The sequence below is a fragment of the Paragemmobacter kunshanensis genome, from assembly GCF_011059185.1.
GTDB classification, from domain to species: Bacteria; Pseudomonadota; Alphaproteobacteria; order Rhodobacterales; family Rhodobacteraceae; genus Paragemmobacter; species Paragemmobacter kunshanensis.
The window spans coordinates 140,154-162,042 of record NZ_JAALFE010000008.1 but is presented as its reverse complement, the minus strand read 5'-3'; the positions used below and the strand labels follow the sequence as shown (position 1 = coordinate 162,042).

The window sequence follows — 21,889 nt, the reverse complement described above, 5'->3', positions numbered from 1 at the left end:
CTGAGCAAGATGATCAGGAAAATCGCACTCACCGCGGCCTCGGCCCTGGCCATTTCCTCCGGGGCGGCGCTTGCCGCGGGCGGCCATGCCGAGCTGACGGATCTGGCCTTCGCGCATGAGGGCCCGTTCGGGAAGTTCGACCAGTTCCAGCTGCAGCGCGGGCTTCAGGTCTATACCGAGGTCTGCTCGGCCTGCCACGGGCTGAAATACGTGCCGATCCGGACGCTGGCCGATGAAGGCGGCCCGCAACTGCCCGAGGATCAGGTTCGCGCCTATGCCAAGCAGTTCACGGTGACCGACCGGGATACCGGCGAGGACCGTGAAGGCGTGCCGACGGACCATTTCCCGGTTTCGGGGATGGAAACCGCGCCGGACCTGTCGCTGATGGCCAAGTCGCGCGCCGGGTTCCACGGGCCCTACGGCACCGGGCTGAGCCAGCTTTTCAACGGGATGGGCGGGCCGGAATACATCTATTCCATCCTGACGCATTACGAGGAAAACCCGGAATGCGCGCCGGACGGGATCGACGGCTATTACTACAACACCGCCTTCCCGAATGGCGGCGTGCCGGACAGCTGCAAGGACGAGCATGGCGTCTCGACCGTTCCGGGAAGCTGGATCGCGATGCCCGAGCCGCTGTCGGATGATCTGGTGACCTATGCCGACGGGCATCCGGCGACCGTGGCCGACATGGCGGAGGATGTGTCCTCCTTCCTGATGTGGGCGGCGGAACCCAAGCTGATGGATCGCCGGGAATCGGGCTTCAAGGCGGTGATCTTCCTGATCATCCTCGCCTCGCTCCTGTATCTGACGAACAAGCGGATCTGGGCGGGCGTGAAGGGCAAGAAGGCCGCCTGACACCACCTGTCGAAATCTTTCGGAAAGCCCCGTCCCCGGACGGGGCTTTTCCTTTTGGCGGGGTCGGGGGCACGAATTTTCTGCGAAAATTCTGAAAGCGGACTTTCAGGGAAAGTCCGACGAGATTTTTCGCAGCAAAATCGTTCCTGCTGCCCTGCGGCGCAAGGGTGCTTGGCCTTGACCGCGCGAGGGTGTAATCACCCTGTCAACAAGAATTGGGGAACCGGACATGAGCAAGCTTGTCACCATCTATGGCGGTTCGGGCTTTGTCGGCCGTTACATCGCGCGGCGCATGGCCAAGGAGGGCTGGCGCGTGCGTGTGGCGGTGCGCCGCCCGAACGAGGCGCTGTTCGTGAAGCCCTATGGCGTGGTCGGTCAGGTGGAGCCTGTGGCCTGCAACATCCGCGACGATGCCTCGGTCCGGGCGGCGATGCGGGGGGCGGATGCGGTGGTGAACTGCATCGGCATCCTGAACCGGTCGGGCAAGAACAGCTTTGAGGCCGTGCAGGCCGAAGGCGCGGGGCGAATCGCGCGGATCGCATCCGAAGAGGGCGTGGCGCGGCTTGTCCATCTTTCGGCCATCGGGGCGGATGCGGACAGCCCGTCCGTCTATCAGCAGACCAAGGCGGCGGGCGAGAAGGCCGTTCTGGCGGCCTTTCCGGGGGCGGTGATCCTGCGGCCTTCGATCATCTTCGGGAACGAGGATGGCTTCTTCAACCGCTTCGCCGCGATGACGCGCTTCGGGCCGGTCTTGCCGGTGGTGGGGGCGGGCACGCGGTTCCAGCCGGTTTATGTGGACGATGTCGCCCAGGCCGCCGTGAAGGGCATCAAGGCCGAGGCCGCGCCGGGCATTTATGAACTGGGTGGGCCGGATGTGGCGACCTTCCGCGACCTGATGCGCCAGATGCTGCAGGTGATCCGCCGCCGCCGCCTGATCGTGAATGTGCCCTTCTTTGCGGCCTCGATCATGGGCGGGGCGTTCGACCTTTTGCAGGCGGTGACGCTGGGCCTGTTCCATAACGGGCTGATCACGCGGGATCAGGTGCGCAACCTGAGGGCCGACAATGTGGTATCACCCGGGGCGAAGGGGCTGGCCGATCTGGGGATCACGCCGACGGCGATGGGCCCGGTCCTGCCGGAATATCTGTGGCGCTATCGCCCGTCGGGGCAGTATGCCGCGATCAAGGAATCGGCCAAGAACCTGCGCAAGGTCTGATCGGATGCGCGTGGCGCTGGCGCTGTGCCTTTTGTCCGGGGCCGCCGCCGCGCAGGAGACCGCGGATTTCGGGGCGGTGGCCGCGCTTTTCGCCGAACGCTGCGTGATGTGCCATTCCGGCGAGGATGCACCGCTGGGCCTGCGGCTTGACAGCCATGCCGGGGTGCTGGCGGGCAGCGAGAATGGCCCGGTCGCCATCGCGGGCGACATGAACAGCCCCATCCTGCAGCGTCTGCGCGGGGAAGCGGAACCGCAGATGCCGCTGGACGGGCCGCCCTTCCTTTCAGAGGGGGAGATCGCGCTGGTTTCGGACTGGATCGCCGCGGGCATGCCCGAGGGTGGCGAGGTGGCGGCCTTGCCGGAGCGGCGCCGGCCGGCGCCGGGCGCGGATGTGCTTTGGCCGGATGTGGAGCCGATCTTTCTGAAGGTCTGCGTGAAGTGCCATTCGGACAATTCCAAGATGGGCGCGCCGCCGGAAGGGTTGCGGCTGGACAGTCTGGCGCATGTGCTTGGCCCGCCGGACCGGGTGGTGATCGTGCCGGGCAATCCGGAGATGTCAGAGGTCTGGCGGCGGGTGGTGGGGCTTGCCGCGCCGCGCATGCCGTTCGACGGGCCGCCCTGGTTGCCGGAGGAGGATATCCGCCTGATCCGGGACTGGATCGCGCAGGGCGCGCGGGATGGCGCGGGCGTCGCCGCGCCTGTTCCGGCAGGGGGGCAGGTCCGGCTGCGGGGCCTTGTGACGGGCGAGGCAGAGATCGACGGGGCCGCCTTCGTGGTGGATGGCGGCACGCGGGTGGATGACTGGCCCGGCATGGGTGGCGCTGCGGAAATGCGCGGTGAAGTGCAGGCCGATGGATCGGTGCGCGCGACACGGCTGAGGGATCGCTAGGACGGATTGATGGATAATACGCTGATTGCTGCCTTTCTGGGCCTTCTGGAAGGGCTGACCGAGTTCATTCCCGTCTCCTCGACCGGGCATCTGCTGCTGGCGGGGCATTTCCTGGGATTCGACAGCCCCGGACGCACCTTCGAGGTGGTGATCCAGCTGGGCGCGGTGCTGGCGATCCTGACGGTCTATGCGGCGAAGCTGTGGCGCGTTCTGTCGACCATGCACAGCGATCCGGCGTCGTTCCGCTTTGCGATGTCGGTGCTGATCGCCTTCCTGCCTGCGGTGGTCATCGGCGTGCTGGCGCATGACATCATCAAGACGGTGCTGTTCGAGACGCCGATGCTGATTGCGGTGATGCTGATCCTGGGTGGATTCGTGCTGGTGGTGGTGGATCGCGTGGCGCCCGTGCCCGTGCATGACGAGGCGATGGACCTGCCGCTGCGCAAGGCGCTGGCGATCGGGTTCATCCAGTGCCTGGCGATGGTGCCGGGCGTCAGCCGGTCGGGGGCCACCATCGTGGGGGCGCGGATGCTGGGGGTCGGGAAGCGCGCCTCGGCCGAGTTTTCGTTCTTTCTTTCCATGCCGACCATGGCCGGGGCCTTTGCCTATGACCTGTGGAAAAGCCGGGATGTGCTGGATTTCTCGGCCGCTGTCGACATCGGCGTGGGCTTTGCGCTGGCCTTTCTTTCGGCGGTTCTGGTGGTGCGCTGGACGCTGGATTTCGTCAGCCGGAATGGGTTTGCGGTTTTCGGCTGGTGGCGAATCATCGTGGGGACGGGGGCCTTGATCCTGTTATCGCTGGGTTTTTGATCAGGTTTGGAAACCGTGCTGACCTATTTCAGGGGAAATCGGACAGCAAAATTGACCCATTGCCGGAAAAACCGCATAATAGGTCACATATACTGACTTTTATTCCCTGAGCGGGCAAAGTAAGAAGGCGCACCCGAGATTTCCCGGATGAGAGGGCGCCTCATGGCAAAGAACCGCATGCTTCAGTTCGTGACCGTTGCCAAGGAGACGCCCGAGAAGCGGCCGGCGAACCTGCGGGCGCAGGATTTCCACGAGATCTATCGCGAATATGCCGCCGAGAAGGCCGCGGAACAGGCGGGGCGGTGCAGCCAGTGCGGCGTGCCCTACTGCCAGTCGCATTGCCCGCTGCACAACAATATCCCCGACTGGCTGCGCCTGACGGCCGAGGGGCGGTTGCAGGAAGCCTATGAGATTTCGCAGGCGACCAACACCTTCCCCGAGATCTGCGGGCGGATCTGCCCTCAGGATCGCCTCTGCGAAGGCAATTGCGTGATCGAGCAATCGGGCCATGGCACGGTGACCATCGGGTCGGTGGAGAAATACATCACCGATACGGCCTGGGAGAACGGCTGGGTGCAGCCGATCAAGCCGCAGGCAGAGCGGACGGAATCGGTGGGAATCATCGGCGCGGGGCCCGGGGGGCTGGCGGCGGCGGACATGCTGCGCCGGAAGGGCGTGCAGGTCACGGTCTATGACCGCTATGACCGCGCGGGGGGTCTGCTGACCTATGGGATTCCGGGATTCAAGCTGGAAAAGCCCGTGGTCATGCAGCGCATCGAGCAGCTGGAAGAGGCGGGTGTGCAATTCGTGCTGAATTGCACAGTGGGCGTGGATATCAGCTTTGATGCGATCCGGGGCCAGCATGATGCCGTGCTGATCGCGACGGGCGTCTACAAGGCGCGCGACATCGCTGCCCCCGGTGTGGGCGCGGCGGGGATCGTGAAGGCGCTGGATTACCTGACGGCGTCGAACCGCAAGAGCTTTGGCGACGAGGTCGCCGAATTCGACAGCGGCGCGTTGAACGCGGAAGGCAAGCGCGTGGTGGTGATCGGCGGCGGCGACACGGCGATGGACTGCGTGCGCACCGCCATCCGGCAGGGCGCGACATCGGTGAAGTGCCTCTATCGCCGCGACCGGGCGAACATGCCGGGATCGCAGCGCGAAGTGCAGAATGCCGAGGAAGAGGGCGTGGAGTTCGTCTGGCTGACGGCGCCGAAGGGATTCACCGGGGCGGCATCGGTCGAGGGCGTGATGGTGCAGCGGATGCGGCTTGGCGCGCCGGACGCGACGGGGCGGCAATCGCCCGAGGTGATCGAGGGCGCGGATTATGTGGAGCCTGCCGATCTGGTGGTGCAGGCGCTGGGATTCGAGCCGGAGGAGATCCCCGCGCTGTGGGGTGTGCCGGAGCTTGCCGTCACGCGCTGGGGCACGATCCGGGCGGATTTCCGCAGCCATGAGACCAGCCTGCCCGGCGTCTATGCCGTGGGCGACATCGTGCGCGGGGCGAGCCTTGTCGTCTGGGCGATCCGCGACGGGCGCGAGGCGGCAGAGGCGATTCTGGACTATCTGGCGCAGCCCGCGCAGGTGGCGGCCGAGTAGGAGAGGCGTTTCACCGTGCGGGAAACAGCGGGTTCAGAGGCGGAGGATGGGCAGATGACGGCAGCGCCGCGTCTGGACATCACGCTTTTGCGCAAGGACCGCGGGCTGTGGGTCTGGTGGCATCGGGGCCGCAGCCGGCGGCTGGTGGTGGTGTTCTCATCGGTGGGGCATGGGCCGAACACGCCGCCGATCCTGGAATTCGCGCGCAGCGCCACGGCGGATGGGCGGGACAATGCGGTGTTCATCGCCGATCCGCAGCGCAGCTGGCTGAACGCGCCGGGGCTGATCGAGGATATCGTCGAGGTGATCGAGGCCGCGCGCGAGGAAGTGGGCGCGGATGAGACGGTGACGCTGGGCTACTCCATGGGGGGGTTTGCCGCGCTGGTGATCGGGGGCTTTGTGCCGGTGCAGGCGGCGCTGGCCTTTTCGCCGCAGATGTCGATCGACCCCGCGCTTGTGCCGGACGAGGGGCGCTGGGCGCGCTATCGCAGCAGGATCGGGGCGATCCGCATCCGCTGTGCGGCGGATCTGATGGCAGCGGGGACTGCGCATCATATCGTGATGGGCATGTCGCGGCTGGAAAAGCCGCAGACGCGGCTTTTGCCGCAGGCGGCGAATACCAACCTGTATTTCCTGCCCGGTGCCCGGCATGACACGGCGACCCGGATCAAGCAGGCAGGCCTATTGCCCGAGGTTGTGGACCTTGCCTTTGCCCGGCGCGGGGACGCGCTGGCCGATCTTCTGAGCCAAAGCCTGAACGCCCGCAGCAAAGGAAAAGCCGCATGAGACGCGCCGCCCTGCCCCGCCTGGCCGCCTGCATCGTGATGGGGTCTGCCCTGCCCGCGATGGCCGGATCCTTTGCCGCGCCCGAAGGCTGCACCACCTTTCTGACGGTGCAATCCAAGGGATGCCGGGTGTCGAACCACTATACCTGCAGCGCCGATGCGGCGGGCGACCAGTGGCGCACGGATTTCGATCAGGAGGGGCCCTATTTCACCTCGCGCATCGACAGCGAGGCGCAATGGGTGGAGAGCTTCGAGCTTGACCCGCCGGTGCGGCAGACGCTGGACCCGAACCCGCAGGACCCGGCCTCGTTCAGCGGGTTGCTGGCCACGGGGAATGACAGTTTCATCTTCGGCCTGTCGGATGATACCGGCGAGCGGACCCGCGTGCGCGGGAGTGACCGGCTGACCGGGCGGCAGGTGGTGATCGACGGGATCACCCTGCAGGAGACCGAGTTCAACTTCACCGAGACGGATCTTTCGGGGAATGTCCTGCGCCGGTCGCGCGGGAACGAATATATCCATCCCGACTGGCGGCTGTTCTTTTCCGGCCCGTCGCAATGGGATGGCGGGGACGGAACCTATCTGCCGCTGGACGGCAGCCCGATCCAGTTCATCTTTCCGGGCGAGCCCGGTTTTGCCAGCACCCAGCCCCTGTTCGATTGCGATGCCGTGATGTCATCGCTGCCGTTCACGCCAAAGTCGTAAGGAGACCAGCCATGACCATTTATGACGACGCCTGGGTGAAGGCCGAGGAAGCCAAGCGGGCCTGGCTGGATCAGAACGGGCTTTACAAGGCCGAGGACGAGCATTCGTCCTGCGGCGTGGGGTTGGTGGTTGCGATTTCCGGCAAGCCCTCGCGCAAGGTCGTGGAGAACGGGATCAACGCGCTGAAGGCGGTGTGGCACCGGGGCGCGGTGGATGCCGATGGCAAGACCGGGGATGGCGCGGGCATCCATGTGCAGATCCCGGTGAAGTTCTTTTACGATGTGGTGCGCCGGACCGGGCATGAGCCGGACGCGAACAAGCTGATCGCGGTCGGGCAGGTCTTTCTGCCGCGCACGGATTTCGGCGCGCAGGAGCGGTGCCGGACCATCGTGGAGACGGAAGTCCTGCGGATGGGCCATTACATCTATGGCTGGCGGCATGTGCCGGTGAATACCGAGGTGCTGGGCGACAAGGCCAATGCGACCCGCCCCGAGATCGAGCAGATCCTGATCCGCTGCGAGAAGGACATTGATCAGGAGCAGTTCGAGCGCGAGCTGTACATCATCCGCCGCCGGATCGAGAAGGCGGCGCTGGCGGCGCAGATCCAGGGGCTGTACCTGTGTTCGCTGTCCTGCCGGAGCATCATCTACAAGGGCATGATGCTGGCCGAGCAGGTGGCGGTGTTCTACCCGGATCTGATGGACGAGCGGTTCGAGAGCGCCTTTGCGATCTATCACCAGCGCTATTCCACCAACACCTTCCCGCAATGGTGGCTGGCGCAGCCCTTCCGGATGCTGGCCCATAACGGCGAGATCAACACGCTGAAGGGCAACGTGAACTGGATGCGGAGCCATGAGATCCGCATGGCCAGCAACAACTTTGGCGACGCGGCCGAGGATATCAAGCCGATCATCCCGTCGGGGACGAGCGACAGCGGCGCGCTGGATGCGGTCTTCGAGGTGCTGGTGCGGTCGGGGCGGTCTGCCCCGATGGCGAAGACGATGATGGTGCCCGAGGCGTGGTCGAAGACCACGACCGACATGCCGCAGGCCTGGGCGGACATGTATGCCTATTGCAATTCGGTGATGGAGCCCTGGGACGGCCCGGCCGCCCTGGCCATGACGGATGGGCGCTGGGTCTGTGGCGGGCTGGACCGGAACGGTCTGCGGCCGATGCGCTATGTCATCACCGGCGATGGGCTGCTGATCGCAGGATCCGAGGCCGGGATGGTGCCGGTGGATGAAACCACGGTGCGCGAGAAGGGCGCGCTGGGGCCGGGGCAGATGATCGCCGTCGATATGGCGGGGGGCAAGCTCTATCACGACGCCGAGATGAAGGACAAACTGGCCGCCAGCCAGCCCTATGGCGAATGGATCGAGAAGATCGTCGATCTGAACAGCCTGCTGCGGGATGTGCCGGAAGGCGCGATGTTCACCGGCGCCGAGTTGCGCCGCCGCCAGATCGCCGCCGGCTATACGGTGGAGGAACTGGAGCAGGTGCTGGCCCCGATGGCCGAGGACGGCAAGGAGATGGTCGCCTCGATGGGGGATGATACGCCTGCGGCGGTGCTGTCGAAGGTCTATCGCCCGCTGAGCCATTTCTTCCGGCAGAACTTCAGCCAGGTGACGAACCCGCCCATCGACAGCCTGCGCGAAGGCCGGGTGATGAGCCTGAAGACGCGGTTCGGCAACCTGCGCAACGTGCTGGACGAGAATTCCAGCCAGACCGAGATCCTGGTTCTGGAAAGCCCCTTCATCGCGAATGCCGAATTCGACGTGATGGTAAAGCAGTTCGGCGATCAGGTCGCCTTCATCGACTGCACCTTCCCGGTTTCGCCGGGGCTGGACGATCTGCGTCAGGGGCTGGAGCGGATCCGGGCCGAGGCCGAGGATGCCGTGCGGTCGGGTGCGGGGCATCTGGTGCTGACCGATCAGCATCAGGGCGAGGCGCGGGTGCCGATGCCGATGATCCTGGCCACCAGCGCGGTGCATAGCTGGCTGACGCGCAAGGGGCTGCGGACCTTCTGTTCGATCAATGTGCGGTCGGCGGAATGCATCGACCCGCATTACTTTGCCGTGCTGATCGGCTGCGGGGCGACCACGGTGAACGCCTATCTGGCGCAGGATTCGCTGGCGGATCGCATCGCGCGCGGCCTGCTGGAAGGCAGCCTGACCGATGCGATGCGGCGCTATCGGGATGCGATTGATGCGGGCCTGCTGAAGATCATGTCGAAGATGGGGATCTCGGTCATCTCCAGCTATCGCGGGGGGCTGAACTTCGAGGCGGTGGGCCTGTCGCGTGCGATGGTGGCAGAGTATTTCCCCGGCATGCAGAGCCGCATTTCCGGCATCGGCCTGACCGGGATCGAGCAGAAGCTGGAAGAGGTTCACGCCAGAGGCTGGCTGGGGGGCGCGGATGTGCTGCCTATCGGCGGGTTCTACAAGGCGCGGCGGTCGGGCGAAAAGCACGCCTGGGAAGCGCAGACGATGCATATGCTGCAATCGGCCTGCGACCGGGCGAGCTATGACCTGTGGAAGCAGTATTCGGCCGCGATGCGCGCCAACCCGCCCATCCATATCCGCGACCTTCTGGACATCAAGGCACTGGGCAAGCCCGTGCCCATCGAGGAGGTGGAGAGCATCACCTCCATCCGGAAGCGGTTTGTCACGCCGGGGATGAGCCTGGGCGCCCTTTCCCCTGAGGCGCACAAGACGCTGAACGTGGCGATGAACCGGATCGGCGCGAAGTCGGACAGCGGCGAGGGTGGTGAAGACCCGGCGCATTTCGTGCCAGAGCCGAATGGCGACAACCCCTCGGCCAAGATCAAGCAGGTGGCTTCGGGCCGGTTTGGTGTGACGGCGGAATATCTGAACGCCTGCGAGGAGTTGGAGATCAAGGTCGCGCAGGGGGCAAAGCCCGGCGAAGGCGGGCAGTTGCCGGGGATGAAGGTGACGGCGCTGATCGCGCGGCTGCGCCATTCGACGCCGGGGGTGACGCTGATCTCGCCCCCGCCGCATCACGACATCTATTCGATCGAGGATCTGGCCCAGCTGATCTATGACCTGAAGCAGATCAACCCGCGCGCCAAGGTGACGGTGAAGCTGGTCTCGGCCTCGGGTGTGGGCACCATTGCGGCGGGCGTGGCCAAGGCCAAGGCCGATGTGATCCTGATTTCCGGCCATAATGGCGGGACGGGGGCCTCTCCGGCCACCTCGATCAAATATGCGGGCCTGCCCTGGGAGATGGGCCTGACCGAGGCGCATCAGGTTCTGGCGATGAACAACCTGCGCGAGCGGGTCACGCTGCGCACGGATGGCGGGCTGCGGACCGGGCGCGATATCGTGATGGCCGCGATGATGGGGGCCGAGGAATACGGCATCGGAACCGCCGCCCTGATCGCCATGGGCTGCATCATGGTGCGCCAGTGCCAGAGCAACACCTGCCCTGTCGGCGTCTGCACCCAGAACGAGGCGCTGCGTGCCAAGTTCACCGGCAATGCGGACAAGGTGGTGAACCTGATCACCTTCTATGCGCAGGAGGTGCGGGAGATCCTCGCCTCGATCGGGGCGCGCAGCTTGGACGAGATCATCGGGCGGGCGGACCTGCTGACGCAGGTCAGCCGCGGATCGGCGGCGCTGGACGATCTGGACCTGAACCCGCTTCTGATCACGGTCGATGGGGCGTCGAAGATCACCTATGACCGGTCCAAGCCGCGCAACGCGGTTCCGGATACGCTGGATGCGGAGATCATCAAGGACGGCCACCGCTTCTTTGAGGATGGCGAGAAGATGCAGCTTTCCTATGCGGTGCGGAACACGCTGCGCACCATCGGGACGCGGGCCTCCAGCCATATCGTGAAGAAGTTCGGGATGAAGAACAGCCTGCAGCACGACCATCTGACGGTGAAGCTGACGGGGTCCTGCGGTCAGTCGCTGGGGGCCTTCGCCGTGCGCGGGTTGAAGATCGAAGTGCAGGGGGATGCCAACGACTATGTCGGCAAGGGCCTGTCGGGCGGCACGATCACGGTGCGGCCCATGATGTCTTCGCCGCTGGCGGCAGAGGAGAACACGATCATCGGGAACACGGTGCTGTATGGCGCCACGGATGGTTTTCTGTTCGCCAGCGGCCGCGCGGGCGAGCGCTTCGGGGTGCGCAATTCCGGCGCGAAGGTCGTGGTCGAGGGCTGTGGGTCGAATGGCTGCGAATACATGACCGGAGGTGTGGCGGTGATCCTTGGCCGGATCGGCGCGAACTTCGGCGCGGGGATGACGGGCGGGATGGCCTATGTCTACGATCCCGATGGGGTGGCCGAGGATTTCATGAACCTCGAGTCGATCCTGACCTGCGGCATCGGGCATCCGCATTGGGAGGCGCAATTGCGCGGCCTGATCGAGCGGCACCATGCCGAGACCGGATCGCGCATCGCCGCGCGCATCCTGTCGGACTGGGAGGTGGAGAAGCGGAACTTCCTGCAGGTCTGCCCGAAGGAAATGCTGCCGCATCTGGCGCATCCCCTGTCGGACGAGGCCGCGAAGGTTCCGGCCGAGTGAGGCAAGGGCGGCCCCAACGAATTTTCATGCGAAAATTCAGGGGCCGCCGCGCCTGATTTTTCGCAGGAAAATCGTGGGCGCGGGGAAACGCAGGCGCGGCAGTGGTGCGGCCTGCCTTGACCCGGCCACCCAGTGCATGGCTATTGTCCCGCGATGACCGACAGCCCCGAGAAGACGACACGAAAGCCACGCAAGACGGCCGGGCCCAAGGCGCAGGCGCCGCTGAAGCGGCGCGCCCTGCGCTGGGCCGGGCGTATTGCAGGCGGCATCGCCGCTGCCTTCGGGGTGCTGATCCTTCTCTTTTCCTTCCTGCCGCCCCCCATCAACCTTTACCAGCTTGGCGAGACGGCGCGTTTGGGCGGGATCGAGAAGGACTGGGTTCCGATGGAAGAGATCGCCCCCGTCATGGCACGGTCTGCCGTGGCGGCGGAGGATGCGAATTTCTGCCTGCATTGGGGGTTCGACATGGCGGCCATCCGCGAAGCGGTGGCAGAGGGATCGAACCGCGGCGCTTCGACCATCAGCCAGCAGATGGTGAAGAACGTCTTCCTGTGGCATGGCCGATCCTGGTTGCGCAAGGCGCTGGAGGGGCTTCTGACCCCGGTGGTGGAAACCGTCTGGACGAAGCGGCGGATCCTCGAGGTCTATCTGAACGTGGCGGAATTCGGCGAGGGCGTCTTTGGCGTGCAGGCGGCGGCGCAGCATCATTTCGGGGTGGATGCGCGCGACCTGACGGCGACGCAGGCGGCAAGGCTGGCTGCGGTGCTGCCGGATCCGAAGGGAAGGTCGGCCTCGAATCCTTCGAACTTTGTCAGGTCGCGCACGCGTGCGATCCTTTCGGGGGCGGAAACCATTGCCGCTGATGGGCGGGCCGGCTGTTTTCAGGAATGAACCGTTGAATTCCGCCCCCTGACGGGGCAAGAGACATCTGACCGTTACATGCCCTGTCGGGAAGCCCGATCCAGATGATCCGACTCTATCATTTTCCGCTGTCGCCCTATTGCCGCAAGGTCCGCCTGACGCTGGCCGAAAAGCGGCTGGAGGTGGAACTGGTGGAGGAGCGCTATTGGGAACCCTCGCCCGATTTCCTGCGCCGCAATCCGGCGGGGAAGGTGCCTGTGCTGCGCTGGGACAATCGGGTGATGTCGGAAAGCCAGGCGATCTGCGAGTATCTGGAGGAATCGGTTCCGACGCCGCAACTCATGCCGCGCGATCCCGAGGCCCGGTATGAGGTGCGCCGCCTCTGCGCGTGGTTCGACGACAAGTTCCATGAGGAAGTGACGTCGAAGCTGCTTTATGAGCGGGTGAACAAGAAGGTGATGGGTCAGGGCTATCCGGACAGCAAGAACGTGAAATTCGGGGCGAGCCGGATCAAGTATCACCTCGATTACATGGGCTGGCTGCTGGATCAGCGGCGCTGGCTGGCCGGGGATGTGATGACGCTGGCCGATCTGACGGCTGCGGCGCATCTGTCCTGCCTCGACTATATCTCGGATGTGGATTGGAACCGGTCGGCTGCCGTGAAGGACTGGTATGCGAAGGTGAAGTCGCGCCCCTGCTTCCGCACGTTGCTGGCCGATCAGGTGCCGGGCTTCCCGCCGCCCCAGCATTACGCGGATCTGGATTTCTGACCGCAGCGCGCGGGGCGTCCGGATCAGTGGGTATTTGGGCCGAGACGAAGATGCATGATCTGAGGACCAGATTGGAGGCGCAGGCCCGTATCGAGGGGTTCGCCGCGCTGGGCATCTGCGCGCCGGATGCGGTGCCCGAGGCGGCGGCGCGGCTGGCTGCCTTTCTGAATGACGGGCGGCATGGGCAGATGGGCTGGCTGGCGGAACGGACGGAGTGGCGGGGGAGTGCCGCCGCGCTCTGGCCTGAGGCGCGGTCGGTCATCATGCTGGCCGAGCCCTATACGCCCAAGGAGGACCCGCTGGCGGTGCTGGAACAGCCTGGCCTCGCGGCGATCAGCGTCTATGCACAGGGGAAGGATTACCACGATCTGGTCAAGCGGCGGCTGAAGCGGCTGGGGCGCTGGCTTCTGGATCAGGCGGGGGACGGGGCGGCGATCAAGGTTTTCGTCGATACGGCGCCGGTGATGGAAAAGCCCTTGGCGCAGGCGGCGGGGCTGGGCTGGCAGGGCAAGCATACCAATCTGCTGTCGCGGGGCCTTGGCAACTGGTTCTTCCTTGGCGCGATCTTCACCACGCTGGACCTGCCCAAGGATGCGCCAGAGGTCAGCCATTGCGGCAGTTGCACCGCCTGTCTGGACATCTGCCCCACCGGGGCTTTCCCCGCGCCCTATCAGCTGGATGCGCGGCGCTGCATTTCCTATCTGACGATCGAACATCGCGGGCCGGTGGATGTGGCGCTGCGGCCCCTGATGGGCAACCGGATCTATGGCTGTGATGATTGCCTTGCCGTCTGCCCGTGGAACAAGTTCGCGCAGGCGGCAACGGAGATCGGCTATCAGCCGCGCGTCGGCGCGCCGGAGCTTGCGGAATTGACGGGGTTGGACGATGCGGGGTTTCGCGCGCGCTTTGCCGGCAGCCCGATCAAGCGGATCGGGCGGGACAGGTTCATCCGCAATGTGCTTTATGCCATCGGCAATTCCGGGCTGCCCCGATTGCGCCCGGTTGCGGCCGGGCTGCTTGAGGATCCCGATGCCGCCGTGGCGGATGCCGCGCGATGGGCGGTGGACCGCCTGCGCTGAGGTGCCGCCTCGGCGGTGCGGGGCAGACGGACGGATGGGTGGGCTTTCGGCATTTTGGGATGGCGCGATTCGATGTTAGCCTGATCCTCCGTCAGTCTTGGGAGGATGACATGAGCAAGCATCTCGCCGACAAGCGCAGCCCGTCGACCGGGGCCCGCCTGAAGCAGTTCCTGCGCCTTGCCCGCACCCCCCGCGAGACATGGCATCGCCCGCGGGGCGGGGCCGGGCCGTCGCGGCTGGTGCAGTTCCTGCGGATCGACCGGGGGCGCAGCGCCTAGCGCGGGCGGAGCCTGTCGCGCAGGGCGAGGAGGCTGTCACGAAGGGCGGCCGCCTGATCCGGCGCGAGACCTGTCTGATCGAGAAAGCAGAGCGGCACGCTGGCCGCCTTTTCCTGCAGGGCGCGCCCTGCCTCGGTCAAGGTGATGCGGACTTGCCGTTCGTCGCCGGTGTTGCGCTGGCGGGCGATCCAGCCACCTTGTTCGAGACGTTTGAGCAAGGGCGTCAGCGTGTTGCTGTCCAGAAGAAGGGTGCTGCCGATCTGGCCAACGGTCTGGCCATCCCTGTCCCAGAGCGCGGCAAGGGCGAGGTATTGCGGATAGGTCAGGCCCAGCGGATCGAGCAGCGGCTTGTAGGCGGCCTGCATGGCATGACCCGCCGAATAGAGCGCGAAGCAGAGCATCTGGGGAGGGGGGAGGCAGGTCGGCTTGTCCATCGTCGCAGGATATATCGCGCGCGATTGAACCGCAAGCGATTGACATCGGGCCTGAAGGGCTGTAGTTTAATCGCACACGATATAATCGTATTCGATTTAAAGGAGGGCGAACATGACGGTTGATCCGAAATACTGGACCGAGGCGCAGGCGACCGGCGGCGGCCGCAATGGCGTGGCCAAGCTGGTGGATGGCAAGCTGACTGTCACGATGACCAGCCCCAAGGAACTGGGCGGGTCGGGTGCGGGGCATAACCCGGAAGAGCTGTTCGCGGTGGGTTATGCGGCCTGCTATCTGGGCGCGATGCGCTTTGCGGCCAGCAGTGAGAAGCTGGGCACGGTGCCGGACAATGCCACGGTGAATGCCCATGTGGGCATCGGGCCGCGGTCGGATGGCGGGTTCGGGTTGCAGGTGAAGCTGGTGGTCAGCCTGCCGGGCGTCGATCGGGCCGTGGCAGAGAAGATCGCCGAGCGCGGGCATTTCATCTGCCCCTATTCCAACGCGACCAAGGGCAATATCACCGTGGAAACGGTGATCGCCTGACGCGACGCCTGCCAGTTGCACCCCACAGCCGCCTTGCGGCCTTGTGGGGTGCCGCCTAGGCTGGTCCGTGACAGCAATCAGGGGCCGGCCATGAGCAATCCGCACTGGATCTATACCCAGACGATCAAGACCTTTGCCGCGGGCGCGGAACCGGGATTCGAAGATCCGGGCGAACTGGCGGCGACCTGGGGCAAGGTCTGGGGGATCGACAATGACGTGGGTCGCATCCGCGAGATCCTGATGCACCGTCCGGGGCCGGAGATGGGGGTGGTGGATCCCGCGAAACGCCTGCCCGAGATCGGGTCCTTCGGGGATCCGGCGGTGGGATGGTATTACCAATCGGACAGCCCGCCCGACATCCCGCTGATGCAGCGCCAGCACGCCGATTTCGTGGCGGCGCTGGAGGCTGAGGGGGTGATCGTTCACCATGTGGATGGGGATGCCGGAAACCGGCTGAAGCAGGTCTATACCCGCGATCCGCTGATCATGGTGAAGGGAGGGGCGATCATCTGCCGGATGGGCGCGCGCATCCGCCGGGGCGAGGAGCTGGCGATCACCCGCACGCTGGGCCGGCTGGGCATCCCGATCCTGCGCACGATCAACGGGACGGGGGTGATGGAGGGGGGAAGCTTCGCCTGGCTGAACCCGCGGACCTGCGCCATCGGCGTTGGGGTGCGGGTGAACCGCGACGGGGCGGAACAGGTGCGCGAGGTGCTGGCGCGACAGGGGGTGGAGCTGCTGATCGTCGATCTGGTGGGCTATGACATCCATCTGGATGTCAGCTTCCTGATGATCGACCGGGATCTGGCAATCCTCAATCCGATGGGGCTGCCCTATTCGTTCCTCGAGGACCTGAAGGCGCGAGGCATCCGCTGGATCGAGACGGACCCGGCGGACAATGGCTGGATCGTCAATTCGCTGGCCATCGCGCCGGGGCGCGTGCTGATGCCCGAAGGCGCAACGAACCGCACGCTGGACCGGCTGGCGGCGGCCGGGGTGACATGGGTGACGATCCCCTATGCCGAGGTGCAGAAGAATGGCGGCGGGTTGCATTGTTCGACAACGCCGCTGATCCGGGATCCGCTGTAAACCGGATCGCAAGGGTTCTGCCGCAAACTGCCCCATCGAAGCGATGGAGCGGGCGATGCAGCAGGAGGACGGACGACATCCCCAGACGGGCCTTGCGGCAAAGGTGCGGCGCGTCCTGCGGCGGTTCGTGAAGGCGCGCGACGTCGTCGACCTGTCGGTCGCGGGTGGCGCTGGAACCGATCTGACGGCGATGCGGATCTCTGTCAGGTTACGCAAGGGCGCACGCGCGCCGGATGGTCGCGGCGTGCTGGCGCTGGTCCGGCGGCTGCGAGCGGTTCTGGGCCTGGCGCCCGGTGCCGGTTTGCCCGTTCTGATGATCAGTCTTGTGGAAGGGGATCCGGCAAAGCCCGGACGGATCAGCGCAGATAGCCCAGGCGGCAAGCAACGCCTGCCAATGCCGGAAGCGGGCCATCGCGGGACGAAAGGGGTCCTCTCGCAGTGGGCCGAACTTGCGATCAGGGGCGACTGGCGAAGGTCGCGCGCGCCGCCTTCGCCCTGGTGCCGCAGGCTTGACGCCTGCGGCTGAGGTGTTGGCCCGCAATCAGGCGCGGACGAGCTTTTCGTATTCGGTCGCGATGCGCTTGGTCAGATCACCCACTTCGAAATTGTAGTCGCCGATCTGGCCGACGGGCGTGACCTCGGCCGCGGTGCCGGTGAGGAAGCACTGCTGGAAGCCTTCAAGCTCGGACGCTTCGATGCGGCGTTCGTGGACCTTGATCTGCATGTCCTTGAGCATGCCGATGACGGTTTGCCGGGTGATGCCGTTCAGGATCGCGTCCGGGATCGGCGTATGCACTTCGCCATCCTTGACGAAGAAGATGTTCGCCCCCGTCGCCTCGGCCACGTAGCCGCGATAGTCGAACATCATGGCGTCGGAGCAGCCCTTCGCCTCGGCCGCGTGTTTGGACATGGTGCAGATCATGTAAAGGCCAGCGGCCTTGGCGGCATGGGGGATGGTTTCGGGCGAGGGGCGCTTCCATTTCGCGATGTCGAGTTTCGCGCCCTTGAATTTCGCGTCGCCATAGTAATTGCCCCAGGACCAGCAGGCCACGGCAAGGCGGATCGGGTTGCGCTTGCTTGCCACGCCCATATCCTCGCCCGCGCCGCGCCAGGCGATGGCGCGCACATAGGCATCGGTCAGGTTGTTGGCCTTCAGCACCGCCTCCTTGGCGGCGTTGATCTCTTCCACCGAGAAGGGCAGCGGCATGTCGAGCAATTCGCCCGACTTGCGCAGACGTTCGGAATGTTCGGTGGATTTGAAGATCTTGCCATTGTAGCAGCGTTCGCCTTCGAAGACGGCGCTGGCATAGTGGAGGGCGTGGGTCAGGATATGGACATTGGCGCCGCGCCAATCCACCAGCTTGCCATCCATCCAGATGAACCCGTCACGATCGTCATAGCCAGTCATGTCCCACTCCCAAGGGCAGAATTTGCGAATGTTGCGCTGTTTAGGTCCACATCGGACATAAAGTTGCGTCAAACCGGGTTTCAGCTAACAGTTGGTTCTTGGAAAGTCAACAAGGCTGACGTAAATTCGGGGTGACGAGGAGAATGCCGATGGCCGAAAGCACCACGGGCGGGGAAAGCCTGCTGTTCCTGACCGACGAGCAGTTGCGCAAGGGGATCGAGGCGATGTTCTTCGCCTATCGCGGCTTCACGGCCGATCCGGACCGGATCCTGGAGGGGATGGATTACGGGCGCGCGCATCACCGGGCGATCCATTTCATCCATCGCTCGCCCGGGACGACGGTATCGAACCTGCTGGGCATCCTGGGGGTGACGAAGCAGAGCCTGAACCGGGTGCTGCGGACGCTGATCGAGGATGGGCTGGTGGAGGCGCGGGTGGGAAAGACCGACAAGCGCGAGCGCAACCTGCATCTGACGGCCAAGGGGCAGGATCTGGAGCGGCAATTGTCGGATGCGCAGCGGGCGCGGATGCGGGCGGCCTATCGCGCAGCGGGGCCAGCGGCGGTGCAGGGGTTTCGCACGGTGCTGGAAGCGATGATGGACCCGGAGATGCGGCGGCAGTATCAATCGCTGCGCGAGGGGGAAAAATGACGGAACCGCAGGCACATCTTCTGGTCGTCGATGACGACGAACGCATCCGGGGGCTCTTGCAGAAGTTCCTGATGCGCAGCGGCTATCTGGTGACGGTGGCGCGCGATGCCGCGCAGGCGCGGCGGCTGCTGGCGGGCCTGGAATTCGACATGATCGTGCTGGATGTGATGATGCCGGGCGAGGACGGCATCATGCTGACGCGGGAATTGCGCGGGCGGATGGCGGTGCCGATCCTGCTGCTGACCGCGCGGGGCGAGACGCAGAACCGGATCGAGGGGCTGGAGGCCGGGGCGGACGACTATCTGGTGAAACCGTTCGAGCCGAAGGAGTTGCTGCTGCGGATCAACGCCATCCTGCGGCGCGTGCCCCAGGCGCAACCCGCCCAGCAGGCGCCGAAGGTGCTGCATCTGGGGCCGGTGCGCTATGACATGGATCGGGGCGAGTTGTGGCGCGGGACGGATCTGGTGCGCCTGACGGCGACCGAGGCCGCGCTGATGCGGATCTTCGCGGCGCAGCCCGGGCAGGCGATCAGCCGCGACAGGCTGGCCGGCGATCTGGGCCGCGACGAGGGCGGCGCGCAGGAGCGGGCGGTGGATGTGCAGATCACGCGCCTGCGGCGCAAGATCGAGGATGATCCGAAGGTGCCGCGCTATTTGCAGACGGTGCGGGGCGAGGGATACTTGCTGCAGCCGGATTGAGTTTTCTGTAACCAGTGCCGGGTGTGGTGTTCGGATCGACGGAGTCGATTCCAGATGTAGGAGGTTGGAATGTTCAAGAGAACGGTGGCGGCCCTGTCCCTGGCCGTGATGGGTGCGACGGGAAGCGCCGGTTGGGCGCAGAGCCTGGAGCCCTGGGGATCGTCGGATTACTGGGATGTGATGATCGACCCCACGCTGGGCAATGGCTGCCTGATCCAGAGCGCCTTTTCCGATGGATCGGTGGTGCGGGTCGGGCTGGATCGGAGAAGCGGGACGGGATATGTGACCGCCTTCAACGAAGCCTGGGGCGATATCGAGGAAGGCGCGATCTATCCGATCAGCTTTGACCTTGATGGCGAGGGTTTCGAAGGCGAGGCGCGCGGCATGTATCTGGAAGGCGTGCCGGGCGCGGATATCATCTTCGACAACGTGGATTTCTTCATGTCCATCGCCGAGCGGCAGACCATGACGCTGTATCATGACGGGGCGGAGGTCATGTCGATTGACCTGACGGGAACGATGGCGGGGCTTGCGGCCGTGCTGGAGTGCCAGGACGAGCAGGGCTGAGGAGAAGGCCGGGGGGACAGCCGTCCCCCCGGACCCCCCTTCGCCGGAACGGAAACGGAGCGAGAGGCGGAGAGGGTGCTGGTATTCACGCATGAGGATTGCGCGCGGCATGTGACCTGGCCGGGCCATCCGGAACGGGTGGAGCGGCTGGCGGCGGTGGAGCGCGGGCTGGCCGGGCTGGCCCTGGAGCGGCGCGCCTGCCCGATGGGCGCGGCGGCCGAAGTGCTGCGCTGTCATCCCGAGGGATATCTGGACAAGGTGCGACGGGCGGTGCCGGAGGCGGGATTTGTAGCGCTGGATGGCGAAACGATCCTGTCGCCCGGATCGCTGGATGCCGCGCTGCGCGCGGTGGGGGGCATCTGCGCGGCGGTGGATGCCGTGATGGCGGGTGAGGCGAAGGCGGCCTTTGTGGCCGCCCGGCCCCCGGGCCATCATGCGGAAACCGCCAGGGCGATGGGGTTCTGCCTGTTCGGCACCGTGGCGATTGCGGCGAAGCGGTTGCTGGATCATCACGGGCTGAGGCGTGTGGCGGTGGTGGATTTCGATGTGCATCATGGCAATGGCACGCAGGACCTGCTGTGGGACGAGGGGCGGGTTCTGTTTGCATCGACCCATGAGATGCCGCTTTATCCCGGCACGGGCAGCGCGCAGGAGCGCGGGGCGCATGGGCAGATCGTGAACGCGCCCTTGCGCGCCGGATCGGGCGGCGCGGCGATGCGGGCAGCCTATGAGGGGGTGATCCTGCCGGCGCTGGAGGCTTTTGCGCCGGAATTCCTGCTGATCTCGGCCGGGTTCGATGCCCATGCGGCCGATCCGCTGGCCAATCTGGAATGGGAGGTGGCGGATTATGACTGGCTGACCGGGCGGCTGTGCGATGTGGCGGCGCGGCATGCGGGGGGGAGGGTCGTCTCGACACTGGAAGGTGGATATGATCTTGAGGCGTTGGCGGCTTCGGTCGCGGCGCATGTGGGCGTTCTGGAGGAGCGGAGCAGATGACGGCAAAGGCTGTGTCCGAGATGAGTTTCGAAGAGGCGATGGCGGCGCTGGAGCAGGTGGTGAACCAGCTTGAGCGGGGCGAGGTGGCGCTGGAGGAAAGCATCGCGCTGTATGAGCGGGGGGCGGCGCTGAAGAAGCACTGCGCCGACAAGCTGAAGGCGGCGGAGGCGAAGGTGGAAGTGATCCGCGCGCAGGAGGGCCGCGCTGTCGGCACGACCCCGGCGGAGGGGATGTGAGTTTTCAGGCGGTTCTGACGCGGGACGCGGCGGCCATCGAGGCGCGGCTGATGGCGGCGCTGGAGGGGCGGGCCGAAGTGCCGGTGGTTGCGGCGATGCGCTATGCGCTGCGCGGGGGCAAGCGGCTGCGCGGGTTTCTGGTTCTGGAAGGCGCACGGATGCATGGGCTGCGCGACGCGCAGGCGATCAGCGCGGCGGCGGCGGTCGAGGCGCTGCATGCCTATTCGCTGGTGCATGATGACCTGCCCTGCATGGATGACGATGACCTGCGGCGCGGCCAGCCCACGGTTCATGTGAAATGGGATGAGGCGACCGCCGTGCTGGCCGGCGATGCGTTGCAGACGCTGGCCTTTGAATTGCTGGCCGAGCCGGCGCTGGGATCGGGGGATGTGCGGATCGCGCTGGTGGCCGGGCTGGCGCAAGCGAGCGGGGCCGAGGGCATGGTGCTGGGGCAGGCGCTGGACATTGCCGCCGAGACGGCGGCGGCGCCGCTGACGCTTGAGGACATTACCGCGTTGCAGGCGGGCAAGACCGGCGCGCTGATCCGCTGGTCGGCGGAAGCCGGGGCCATGATCGCGGGAGCGGACCCTGCGCCCTTGCGCGCCTATGCCGAAAAGCTGGGGCTGGCCTTCCAGATCTGGGACGATGTGCTGGATGTGGAGGGCGATGTGGCCAAGACGGGCAAGCGGCTGCAGAAGGATGCCGAGGCCGGGAAGGCGACTTTCGTGTCGCTCTTGGGGCTGGAGGCGGCGAAGGCACGCGCAGGGAACTTGATCGAGGCGGCGGCGGGCCATCTGGCCCCCTATGGCGACAGGGCGGCGAACTTGATCGCCTGCGCGCGCTTCGTTATCAGCCGCGACATGTGACGCG

The 21,889-nt window shown here is 65.7% G+C and carries 23 protein-coding genes; 21 read left to right on the top strand and 2 right to left on the bottom strand.

The annotated features are described in order from the left end of the window. The first annotated feature begins 9 nt into the window (after positions 1-9). From G5V65_RS10300 to G5V65_RS10245, 12 genes are all read left to right on the top strand, one after another. Positions 10-858, top strand: coding sequence for a cytochrome c1 (locus G5V65_RS10300; RefSeq protein ID WP_165049666.1), 849 nt, complete (start codon positions 10-12; stop codon positions 856-858). Between the two features lie 229 nt (positions 859-1,087). Next, complete coding sequence (locus G5V65_RS10295) at positions 1,088-2,074, top strand: complex I NDUFA9 subunit family protein (protein WP_165049664.1); 987 nt, start codon at positions 1,088-1,090, stop codon at positions 2,072-2,074. Positions 2,075-2,078: 4 nt separating this feature from the next. Further along, positions 2,079-2,963 carry a c-type cytochrome domain-containing protein gene (locus G5V65_RS10290; RefSeq protein WP_165049662.1) on the top strand — a complete coding sequence of 295 codons (885 nt, stop codon included), beginning with the start codon at positions 2,079-2,081 and terminating at the stop codon, positions 2,961-2,963. Between the two features lie 6 nt (positions 2,964-2,969). Next, entirely contained in the window at positions 2,970-3,773 is an 804-nt protein-coding gene (locus tag G5V65_RS10285) for an undecaprenyl-diphosphate phosphatase (RefSeq protein ID WP_206526750.1), read from the top strand. 162 nt (positions 3,774-3,935) lie between these two features. Beyond that, positions 3,936-5,372 (top strand): NAD(P)-dependent oxidoreductase, encoded by a 1,437-nt coding sequence (locus G5V65_RS10280; RefSeq protein WP_165049658.1) that lies wholly within the window; start codon positions 3,936-3,938, stop codon positions 5,370-5,372. Between the two features lie 54 nt (positions 5,373-5,426). After that, positions 5,427-6,158, top strand: a complete 732-nt coding sequence (locus tag G5V65_RS10275) for a hypothetical protein (RefSeq protein WP_165049656.1) — start codon at positions 5,427-5,429, stop codon at positions 6,156-6,158. Next, positions 6,155-6,862, top strand: a complete 708-nt coding sequence (locus G5V65_RS10270) for a hypothetical protein (RefSeq protein ID WP_165049654.1) — start codon at positions 6,155-6,157, stop codon at positions 6,860-6,862. The genes G5V65_RS10275 and G5V65_RS10270 overlap by 4 nt, the downstream gene beginning before the upstream one ends. Before the next feature lie 11 nt (positions 6,863-6,873). Beyond that, on the top strand, positions 6,874-11,412 hold the full coding sequence (gltB, locus tag G5V65_RS10265; RefSeq protein WP_165049651.1) for a glutamate synthase large subunit: 4,539 nt from the start codon (positions 6,874-6,876) through the stop codon (positions 11,410-11,412). A 153-nt stretch (positions 11,413-11,565) separates the two neighbouring features. Continuing rightward, on the top strand, positions 11,566-12,303 hold the full coding sequence (mtgA, locus tag G5V65_RS10260) for a monofunctional biosynthetic peptidoglycan transglycosylase (protein ID WP_165049649.1): 738 nt from the start codon (positions 11,566-11,568) through the stop codon (positions 12,301-12,303). Positions 12,304-12,377: 74 nt separating this feature from the next. Further along, a complete protein-coding gene (gene fzlA / locus G5V65_RS10255; RefSeq protein ID WP_165049647.1) occupies positions 12,378-13,043 on the top strand; it encodes an FtsZ-binding protein FzlA in 666 nt (221 codons plus the stop codon). Between the two features lie 50 nt (positions 13,044-13,093). Next, positions 13,094-14,122 (top strand): tRNA epoxyqueuosine(34) reductase QueG, encoded by a 1,029-nt coding sequence (gene queG / locus G5V65_RS10250; protein WP_165049645.1) that lies wholly within the window; start codon positions 13,094-13,096, stop codon positions 14,120-14,122. A gap of 110 nt (positions 14,123-14,232) precedes the next feature. Continuing rightward, positions 14,233-14,400 carry a hypothetical protein gene (locus tag G5V65_RS10245; protein ID WP_165049643.1) on the top strand — a complete coding sequence of 56 codons (168 nt, stop codon included), beginning with the start codon at positions 14,233-14,235 and terminating at the stop codon, positions 14,398-14,400. Here the strand turns inward: G5V65_RS10245 and G5V65_RS10240 are convergent. Then, positions 14,397-14,801: a MarR family winged helix-turn-helix transcriptional regulator gene (locus tag G5V65_RS10240; protein ID WP_206526749.1), complete on the bottom strand. Its 405-nt coding sequence runs from the start codon at positions 14,799-14,801 to the stop codon at positions 14,397-14,399. The genes G5V65_RS10245 and G5V65_RS10240 overlap by 4 nt on opposite strands. Positions 14,802-14,946: 145 nt before the next feature. On the opposite strand from G5V65_RS10240, the gene G5V65_RS10235 reads away from it, so the two are divergent. From G5V65_RS10235 to G5V65_RS10225, 3 genes are all read left to right on the top strand, one after another. Continuing rightward, positions 14,947-15,375 (top strand): organic hydroperoxide resistance protein, encoded by a 429-nt coding sequence (locus G5V65_RS10235; RefSeq protein ID WP_165049639.1) that lies wholly within the window; start codon positions 14,947-14,949, stop codon positions 15,373-15,375. Between the two features lie 90 nt (positions 15,376-15,465). Continuing rightward, positions 15,466-16,464, top strand: coding sequence for a dimethylarginine dimethylaminohydrolase family protein (locus tag G5V65_RS10230; RefSeq protein ID WP_165049637.1), 999 nt, complete (start codon positions 15,466-15,468; stop codon positions 16,462-16,464). Between the two features lie 55 nt (positions 16,465-16,519). Next, positions 16,520-16,990 (top strand): hypothetical protein, encoded by a 471-nt coding sequence (locus G5V65_RS10225; protein ID WP_165049635.1) that lies wholly within the window; start codon positions 16,520-16,522, stop codon positions 16,988-16,990. 15 nt (positions 16,991-17,005) lie between these two features. Here G5V65_RS10225 and G5V65_RS10220 read toward each other — a convergent pair whose 3' ends face one another. Next, on the bottom strand, positions 17,006-17,872 hold the full coding sequence (locus G5V65_RS10220) for a branched-chain amino acid aminotransferase (protein ID WP_165049633.1): 867 nt from the start codon (positions 17,870-17,872) through the stop codon (positions 17,006-17,008). A 149-nt stretch (positions 17,873-18,021) separates the two neighbouring features. Here G5V65_RS10220 and G5V65_RS10215 point away from each other — a divergent pair, with 149 nt between their 5' ends. The 6 genes from G5V65_RS10215 to G5V65_RS10190 all read left to right on the top strand — a co-directional run bounded on the left by G5V65_RS10215 (position 18,022) and on the right by G5V65_RS10190 (position 21,885). Continuing rightward, entirely contained in the window at positions 18,022-18,522 is a 501-nt protein-coding gene (locus tag G5V65_RS10215; protein WP_165049631.1) for a MarR family winged helix-turn-helix transcriptional regulator, read from the top strand. Further along, complete coding sequence (locus tag G5V65_RS10210; protein WP_165049628.1) at positions 18,519-19,220, top strand: response regulator; 702 nt, start codon at positions 18,519-18,521, stop codon at positions 19,218-19,220. Before G5V65_RS10215 ends, G5V65_RS10210 begins: the two co-directional genes overlap by 4 nt. Before the next feature lie 69 nt (positions 19,221-19,289). Beyond that, a complete protein-coding gene (locus tag G5V65_RS10205) occupies positions 19,290-19,787 on the top strand; it encodes a hypothetical protein (protein WP_165049626.1) in 498 nt (165 codons plus the stop codon). Between the two features lie 75 nt (positions 19,788-19,862). Beyond that, complete coding sequence (locus G5V65_RS10200; RefSeq protein WP_165049624.1) at positions 19,863-20,783, top strand: histone deacetylase family protein; 921 nt, start codon at positions 19,863-19,865, stop codon at positions 20,781-20,783. After that, positions 20,780-21,019 (top strand): exodeoxyribonuclease VII small subunit, encoded by a 240-nt coding sequence (locus G5V65_RS10195; RefSeq protein WP_165049621.1) that lies wholly within the window; start codon positions 20,780-20,782, stop codon positions 21,017-21,019. Before G5V65_RS10200 ends, G5V65_RS10195 begins: the two co-directional genes overlap by 4 nt. Beyond that, positions 21,016-21,885 carry a farnesyl diphosphate synthase gene (locus G5V65_RS10190; RefSeq protein WP_165049619.1) on the top strand — a complete coding sequence of 290 codons (870 nt, stop codon included), beginning with the start codon at positions 21,016-21,018 and terminating at the stop codon, positions 21,883-21,885. The genes G5V65_RS10195 and G5V65_RS10190 overlap by 4 nt, the downstream gene beginning before the upstream one ends. The last annotated feature ends 4 nt before the right edge of the window (positions 21,886-21,889 follow it).

What these genes read in the sequence shown, in the direction of transcription:
- gltB (WP_165049651.1), top strand. Translation starts at nt 6,874, where the DNA reads ATGACCATTTATGACGACGCCTGGGTGAAGGCCGAGGAAGCCAAGCGG.
- G5V65_RS10300 (WP_165049666.1), top strand. Translation starts at nt 10, where the DNA reads ATGATCAGGAAAATCGCACTCACCGCGGCCTCGGCCCTGGCCATTTCC.
- G5V65_RS10275 (WP_165049656.1), top strand. Translation starts at nt 5,427, where the DNA reads ATGACGGCAGCGCCGCGTCTGGACATCACGCTTTTGCGCAAGGACCGC.
- G5V65_RS10195 (WP_165049621.1), top strand. Translation starts at nt 20,780, where the DNA reads ATGACGGCAAAGGCTGTGTCCGAGATGAGTTTCGAAGAGGCGATGGCG.
- G5V65_RS10210 (WP_165049628.1), top strand. Translation starts at nt 18,519, where the DNA reads ATGACGGAACCGCAGGCACATCTTCTGGTCGTCGATGACGACGAACGC.
- G5V65_RS10240 (WP_206526749.1), bottom strand. Translation starts at nt 14,801, where the DNA reads ATGCTCTGCTTCGCGCTCTATTCGGCGGGTCATGCCATGCAGGCCGCC.
- G5V65_RS10235 (WP_165049639.1), top strand. Translation starts at nt 14,947, where the DNA reads ATGACGGTTGATCCGAAATACTGGACCGAGGCGCAGGCGACCGGCGGC.
- G5V65_RS10245 (WP_165049643.1), top strand. Translation starts at nt 14,233, where the DNA reads ATGAGCAAGCATCTCGCCGACAAGCGCAGCCCGTCGACCGGGGCCCGC.
- G5V65_RS10225 (WP_165049635.1), top strand. Translation starts at nt 16,520, where the DNA reads ATGCAGCAGGAGGACGGACGACATCCCCAGACGGGCCTTGCGGCAAAG.
- G5V65_RS10270 (WP_165049654.1), top strand. Translation starts at nt 6,155, where the DNA reads ATGAGACGCGCCGCCCTGCCCCGCCTGGCCGCCTGCATCGTGATGGGG.
- queG (WP_165049645.1), top strand. Translation starts at nt 13,094, where the DNA reads ATGCATGATCTGAGGACCAGATTGGAGGCGCAGGCCCGTATCGAGGGG.
- G5V65_RS10295 (WP_165049664.1), top strand. Translation starts at nt 1,088, where the DNA reads ATGAGCAAGCTTGTCACCATCTATGGCGGTTCGGGCTTTGTCGGCCGT.
- G5V65_RS10205 (WP_165049626.1), top strand. Translation starts at nt 19,290, where the DNA reads ATGTTCAAGAGAACGGTGGCGGCCCTGTCCCTGGCCGTGATGGGTGCG.
- fzlA (WP_165049647.1), top strand. Translation starts at nt 12,378, where the DNA reads ATGATCCGACTCTATCATTTTCCGCTGTCGCCCTATTGCCGCAAGGTC.
- G5V65_RS10215 (WP_165049631.1), top strand. Translation starts at nt 18,022, where the DNA reads ATGGCCGAAAGCACCACGGGCGGGGAAAGCCTGCTGTTCCTGACCGAC.
- G5V65_RS10230 (WP_165049637.1), top strand. Translation starts at nt 15,466, where the DNA reads ATGAGCAATCCGCACTGGATCTATACCCAGACGATCAAGACCTTTGCC.
- G5V65_RS10290 (WP_165049662.1), top strand. Translation starts at nt 2,079, where the DNA reads ATGCGCGTGGCGCTGGCGCTGTGCCTTTTGTCCGGGGCCGCCGCCGCG.
- G5V65_RS10220 (WP_165049633.1), bottom strand. Translation starts at nt 17,872, where the DNA reads ATGACTGGCTATGACGATCGTGACGGGTTCATCTGGATGGATGGCAAG.
- mtgA (WP_165049649.1), top strand. Translation starts at nt 11,566, where the DNA reads ATGACCGACAGCCCCGAGAAGACGACACGAAAGCCACGCAAGACGGCC.
- G5V65_RS10280 (WP_165049658.1), top strand. Translation starts at nt 3,936, where the DNA reads ATGGCAAAGAACCGCATGCTTCAGTTCGTGACCGTTGCCAAGGAGACG.